Here is a 6,158-nt window from a genome sequence, read left to right as displayed (position 1 = left end):
ATTTTAACGCAAAGTTTAACTTTTTTAATCAATATCTTTGTTTAATATGAATAATTTTAGTTAGTTAAAACGGTAAGTGATAGCGGCTTAACGCCTTTGTTGAACAAGGGATTTAAGCAATCTTATTTTTTATCAAAAATAATTTATTAAATGCTTGCATTTAAAAACACCTTTATTGAACAAGCAATGTAAGCAACCTTATTCTTTCTCAATAAAATTTATTAACCCATTAAATTTAAAATAATTTCACACTGAAACGGTATAGATTCCTGAATATTTTTAACAAAAATTACGCCTTATTTAATAAAGAAATACCCTGATTTATTGCTAACTATGTTATAACTGTAAGAAATTTAAAGATTAATTGGTAGAATAACGGAAACGCGATAATCATGAAATGTAAATAACTCAATGTTTTCCTATATATTATTTATATCTTATCCTTTTATCACTGAATGCAAATAACAAATAGTTTAGTTAAAAAGCTATACATGATTTTAGTGGGAAATTTAATCTTTTTTAAAAAATGGTTAAATAAATATTGGTTAATATTAATCAGTTATGTTAGTTAAACAGGTATGTAACAACTGTTGAAAAGCTTACTGAAACTGGAATAGTAAGTGGTGAGTTGATACAAAATTATGTTTAATGGTAATAATGATACTAAAAATAGCAATTTAGCTTAAACTACAACTTATTGACAGTTAGTATATAATGAAACAAATAACTGTGAGGTAGAGATAATTATTGATGTCTAGTCAAGACACACCCGCCCAAAATAAAATGTTAATAGAAAGATTTTTAGATTCATTATGGCTAGAAAGGAACTTAGCTGAAAATACCATTGCTTCTTATAAACTTGATTTGTTGGCATTAAGTCAATCTTTACAACAACAAAATGTCACTTTCCTGACTGCCCAAACGCTTAACTTACAAGACTTTTTAATGCAACGCGTCAAAGACGGGTATAAAGCAAGTAGTTCAGCGCGTTTGCTTAGCGCAACTAAACGTTTTTTTCAGTATTTATATCAAGAAAATTATCGCACTGATGATCCTTCTGCGGTGTTATCATCGCCCAAGCTTCCTAAAAAATTGCCTAAAGATTTAACCGAATCACAAGTCGATGCGCTACTTGAATCACCTAATATAGAAGATCCGATTGAACTTCGGGATAAAGCCATGTTAGAAGTGCTTTATGCCACAGGCTTACGCGTCTCTGAGCTAGTGAATTTAGAAATTAGTGATGTTAGCTTACGCCAAGGGGTGGTAAGAGTAATTGGTAAAGGTAATAAAGAACGTTTAGTGCCACTTGGAGAAGAAGCGATTTACTGGCTTGAATATTATTTTAAATATGCTAGAAATGATCTTCTAAAAACAGGGCCTGTTGATGTTCTTTTTCCAAGCCGATTAGGAAAAAAAATGACTCGACAGACATTCTGGCATCGAATCAAATATTATGCCATACTAACTGGTATTAATATTGAAGCACTTTCACCCCATGTATTGCGACATGCTTTTGCTACGCATCTGCTTAATCATGGGGCTGATTTGCGTGTTGTACAAATGTTACTTGGACACAGTAGTTTATCAACTACCCAAATTTATACACATGTGGCAACAGAAAGGTTAAAACAGTTACACAGTAAACATCATCCTCGAGCATAGTGTTCGAAAAAATAAGGATAATTGAATGAAAAAATTAGTTTTATGTTTAGGTTTAGCTTTAATTTCAACTTCGGTATTAGCAAGTAATACTGATATTATAAAATCTTTAAATAAATTGGGTTACGAAAAAAAAGAGTTAAAAATTACTGATAGCCCAGTTCAGGGATTTAAAAACGTTAGTACTCCAGATGGTATTTATTATGTTACACAAGATGGCAAATATTTAACCAAAGGCCCTATTTATGATATTCAAGGTGATGAACCTGAAAATATAGCTAATAGCAGCAATCTTCAGCTAATAAAACCAATTGAAAAAGATGCCATTGTGTATAAGGCAAAAAATGAAAAGTACATCATTTCAGTCTTTACTGATTATACTTGCCACTACTGTAAACTACTCCATGAAAATATCGATAAATATTTAGATGCAGGTATTTCTGTGCACTATTTTGCGTTCCCTCGTGCGGGTGCTGACAGTGATGTGGGTAAAAACATGCAATCTATTTGGAGTGTGACTGATCGTAAAGCAGCATTTGACAATGCATACAAAGATAAGCCTATCTCACCTGCTAGTAGTATGATACCTTATGTAACACAACAATTTAACGTTGGTAAAAAGTTAGGTATTAGCGGTACACCAGCAATTGTATTACCTGATGGGCAACTTGTTTCAGGTTATGTGCCAGCAGATAAATTAATTGAAATTTTAGATAAAAAAGCAACTAAATAACAGTTGGTCAGTGATTACTGTTGAAATTTAAATATAAGATGAAAATACATGTTAGCACAAATGTGCTAGCATATTAAATATGAAAAAAAATAGATTAAGACATCGCAAATTACCTGAAGTCTATCCAGAATTTACTCATGATATCCCGTTATTGCTACAGCGAATTTATGCCTTGCGTGGCGTTACTAGTATGCATGAGCTCGACTATACCACACGCAATCTATGTAATTACGATAAATTAGAGGGTATTGAAAAAGCAGTCGAAATACTTTTTTTAGCCATGAAAAATAATGAGCGCATTATGGTTGTTGGCGATTTTGATACTGATGGTGCGACAAGCACGGCCTTAACCGTCAAGGCACTTAAAAATATGGGTTGTCTTTTTGTTGATTACATTATTCCTGATCGTTTTGATGATGGATATGGGTTAAGCGTTTCGGTTGTTAAAAAAGCTATTTTACAACGTGCTCAGCTTATTATTACTGTTGACAACGGCATTTCTGCCAATGAAGGCGTTGACTTTGCAAAGCAATCAGGCTTGTCTGTTATTATTACTGATCACCATTTATGCCCAGCACAATTACCTAATGCCGATGCCATCATCAATCCTAATTTACCTGATTGTATTTTTCCCTCTAAGCATTTAGCTGGAGTTGGTGTCGCCTTTTACTTTATGCTGGCTTTACGCGCAAAATTACGACAAGAGAATTGGTTCGCTAATAATAATTTGACCGAATATAATCTGGCAAATTTATTAGATTTAGTTGCTTTAGGTACTATTGCTGATGTCGTTAAACTTGATCATAATAATCGCATTTTGGTTCACCAAGGTGTAAATAGGATTCGATCTGGTTATTGTAGTGAAGGAATCAAGGCCTTATTACAGATATCCAAAAAAGAGCCTACTTCGATAACTTCAACCGATTTAGCATTTTATATTGCCCCACGATTAAACGCAGCCGGTAGAATGGACAATATGACATTAGGTGTTCAATTATTACTTTGTGATGATTATGAATCTGCTATTAGCAAAGCAACAGATCTTAATAATCTCAATAACGATCGAAAGCTCATTGAACAAACAATGCATAAAGAAGCTTTGTCATTTATTCAAGAAATTGAAAAACAAAACGCTTCTATACCTAGCTTGCTCGTGTTTTATCATCCTGAGTGGCATCAAGGCATTATTGGGATATTATCCGCACGTTTAAAAGATAAATATTATCGCCCCGTTATATCGTTCGCCTCAACTCAAGATGGTTTTTTAAAAGGCTCTGGACGCTCAATTCCGGGCATTCATTTGCGTGATTTTATTGATGAATTAAATCAGCAACATCCCGATTTAATAGTGAGCTTTGGTGGCCACGCGATGGCCGTTGGATTAACCATTCGCGAAGAAGATTTAGAACGTTTTAGAAGCTGTTTTGAAGCACTTGTAAACACTCGATTACACCCCGATGTGCTAGAACAAATCATCGAAACTGATGGTGAAATAGATAAGCAAGATTTTACTTATGCAATCGCCAAACAGTTAAAAGAATCAGGTCCATGGGGCGAAGGGTTTGGTACCCCCATTTTTGATGGTGAATTTATTATTCATCAACAACTCTTATTTGCAGATAAACACCTTAAATTAGTCTTAGAACCCAAAAATGGTGGTCCACTTATTGAGGGCATATTTTTTAATGTAAATCGACAGCAATGGCCTGATCAATCAATAAAAAATGTACAAGTCGTTTATCATTTAGATGTAGATGAGTTTCGTGGCAACCAAGCTCCGCAACTAATGATTAAACATCTATGGCCTATCGCATAAGCAAGTAGAATCGATTATAATGACAAAATTGCACTAAATTTACATCTGATTACTGGTCAAATAGACAATGGTTACGCAACATCATTGAGATAAAATTTATACAACGTTAAGGATTCAAAATGCATATTCATATTCTTGGAATTTGTGGCACATTTATGGCAGGGATTGCATTAATAGCGCGTTCTCTAGGTCATCAAGTAACAGGTTCAGATAAAAATGTTTACCCACCAATGAGTACACTTTTACAAAAAGAACACATTGATATCATTGACGGATATGATCCATTGCAACTGACATCTACGCCTGATTTAGTTATTATTGGCAATGCCCTATCGCGAGGCAATCCTTGCGTTGAATATATTTTGGATAACAATATTCCTTATATTTCAGCACCGCAATGGCTACATGATAATGTGTTACGCGATCGCTGGGTCATTGCGGTTGCGGGAACTCATGGCAAAACCACAACAGCCGGTATGGTCAATTGGATTTTAGAAAAACAAAATTATAAACAAGGTTTTGTTATTGGTGGTGTACCTGGTAATTTTGATGTATCAGCAAGGTTAGGTGAAGGTAACTATTTTGTTATTGAAGCGGATGAGTATGATTGTTCTTTCTTTGATAAACGTTCAAAATTCATGCATTACTGCCCTAAAACACTTATCATGAACAATTTAGAATTTGATCATGCAGATATTTTTGATGATCTAAGCTCAATTCAAAAACAATTTCACCATCTAGTTCGTTTAGTACCTAGCAAAGGGCTGATTATTGCACCTCAAGAAGATGTGAATTTAAAACAGGTATTGGCTAAAGGCTGCTGGAGCGAACAAGTATTTACTGAATCAGAAACAGGCTGGTTAGCACAACGTATCAATAACGACGCAAGCCATTTTGCTGTTTTCTATAACAATAAAAAAGTTGGCGAAGTAAAATATTCATTAGTCGGCGAACATAATATGCATAATGCACTAATGGCAATTGCTGCCGCTCATAATGTAGGCATTGATCCAGCAGATGCTTGTTTGGCATTAGGTACGTTCGTAAATGCAAAAAGGCGTTTAGAACTCTACGGTGAAATGAATAATATCGAAATCTATGATGATTTTGCGCATCACCCAACGGCAATCTTAGCAACATTAGAAGCATTACGCAGTAAAATCGGTGCTAATCGCCGTATTTTAGCCGTGCTTGAGCCTCGCTCAAACACAATGAAATTAGGAGTGTCTAAAGATGAGCTAGCTCCCTCGCTTGGACGTGCTGACGAAATATTCATCTTCCAACCTGAACATCTTCCTTGGCTAGTTGCTGATGTGGTTGATGCTTGTATTCAACCAGCTTACTGGACTGGCGATATTGATTTACTGGTTGAAATGATCACCAAATCAGCCCGTCCTACAGATGCAATTTTAATTATGAGTAATGGTGGTTTTAGTGGTATTCATAAAAAGATTTTAGAGAAACTAGAAAAGCAACAAATCAAAAATCAAGAAAAATTACCATTAATCAAATAACGATTTGATAGCAATATATGATATGCCACATCACGTGGCATATCATATAAAAAGGATATTTCATGAATGAAACGACTGATATGATTGCTATGATATGCCGCAGAATAAAAATGGCAAGAATTGAAAAAAACTTATCTCAGCAAGAATTGGCTCAAAAATCCGAAATTGGTATTGCAACAATAAAACGTATTGAACAAGGTGAATCGATTACATTACAAACTTTGATTTCTGTTCTTCGTGGATTAGATGAACTTGATCAGCTTAATAATTTACTAGCTTACAACGAAATTATCCATATTACCTCAGCAGAGCAGCCCAAACGAAAAAGAAAACAACGCACAGTAAAAGTAGAGCAAATAGATATGCTAACAGAGAATGATTTCTTGCGTTCTAAGGTTAATACTATGTGCTGGAAGCACTAAATATAAGTTAA

Annotated in this window: 5 protein-coding genes; all 5 read left to right on the top strand. The window is 34.5% G+C overall.

What is annotated here, in order from left to right; translation table 11 throughout:
• The first annotated feature begins 750 nt into the window (after positions 1-750).
• The 5 genes from xerD (at position 751) to GYY69_RS07405 (ending at position 6,147) form a co-directional block, all read left to right on the top strand.
• Positions 751-1,665, top strand: a complete 915-nt coding sequence (xerD, locus tag GYY69_RS07425; RefSeq protein ID WP_174797090.1) for a site-specific tyrosine recombinase XerD — start codon at positions 751-753, stop codon at positions 1,663-1,665.
• Positions 1,666-1,690: 25 nt separating this feature from the next.
• Positions 1,691-2,395 (top strand): bifunctional protein-disulfide isomerase/oxidoreductase DsbC, encoded by a 705-nt coding sequence (gene dsbC, locus GYY69_RS07420; protein WP_174797089.1) that lies wholly within the window; start codon positions 1,691-1,693, stop codon positions 2,393-2,395.
• Between the two features lie 79 nt (positions 2,396-2,474).
• Complete coding sequence (recJ, locus tag GYY69_RS07415) at positions 2,475-4,211, top strand: single-stranded-DNA-specific exonuclease RecJ (protein ID WP_174797088.1); 1,737 nt, start codon at positions 2,475-2,477, stop codon at positions 4,209-4,211.
• 119 nt (positions 4,212-4,330) lie between these two features.
• Positions 4,331-5,725 carry a UDP-N-acetylmuramate:L-alanyl-gamma-D-glutamyl-meso-diaminopimelate ligase gene (gene mpl, locus GYY69_RS07410; RefSeq protein ID WP_174797087.1) on the top strand — a complete coding sequence of 465 codons (1,395 nt, stop codon included), beginning with the start codon at positions 4,331-4,333 and terminating at the stop codon, positions 5,723-5,725.
• 62 nt (positions 5,726-5,787) lie between these two features.
• Entirely contained in the window at positions 5,788-6,147 is a 360-nt protein-coding gene (locus tag GYY69_RS07405; RefSeq protein WP_174797086.1) for a helix-turn-helix domain-containing protein, read from the top strand.
• Positions 6,148-6,158: the final 11 nt, after the last annotated feature.

It is taken from the genome of Gilliamella sp. ESL0250 (assembly GCF_013345045.1).
Taxonomy (GTDB): Bacteria; Pseudomonadota; Gammaproteobacteria; order Enterobacterales; family Orbaceae; genus Gilliamella; species Gilliamella apicola_H.
This window is presented reverse-complemented; position numbering and strand designations above follow the sequence as displayed.

What these genes read in the sequence shown, in the direction of transcription:
- xerD (WP_174797090.1), top strand. Translation starts at nt 751, where the DNA reads ATGTCTAGTCAAGACACACCCGCCCAAAATAAAATGTTAATAGAAAGA.
- dsbC (WP_174797089.1), top strand. Translation starts at nt 1,691, where the DNA reads ATGAAAAAATTAGTTTTATGTTTAGGTTTAGCTTTAATTTCAACTTCG.
- recJ (WP_174797088.1), top strand. Translation starts at nt 2,475, where the DNA reads ATGAAAAAAAATAGATTAAGACATCGCAAATTACCTGAAGTCTATCCA.
- mpl (WP_174797087.1), top strand. Translation starts at nt 4,331, where the DNA reads ATGCATATTCATATTCTTGGAATTTGTGGCACATTTATGGCAGGGATT.
- GYY69_RS07405 (WP_174797086.1), top strand. Translation starts at nt 5,788, where the DNA reads ATGAATGAAACGACTGATATGATTGCTATGATATGCCGCAGAATAAAA.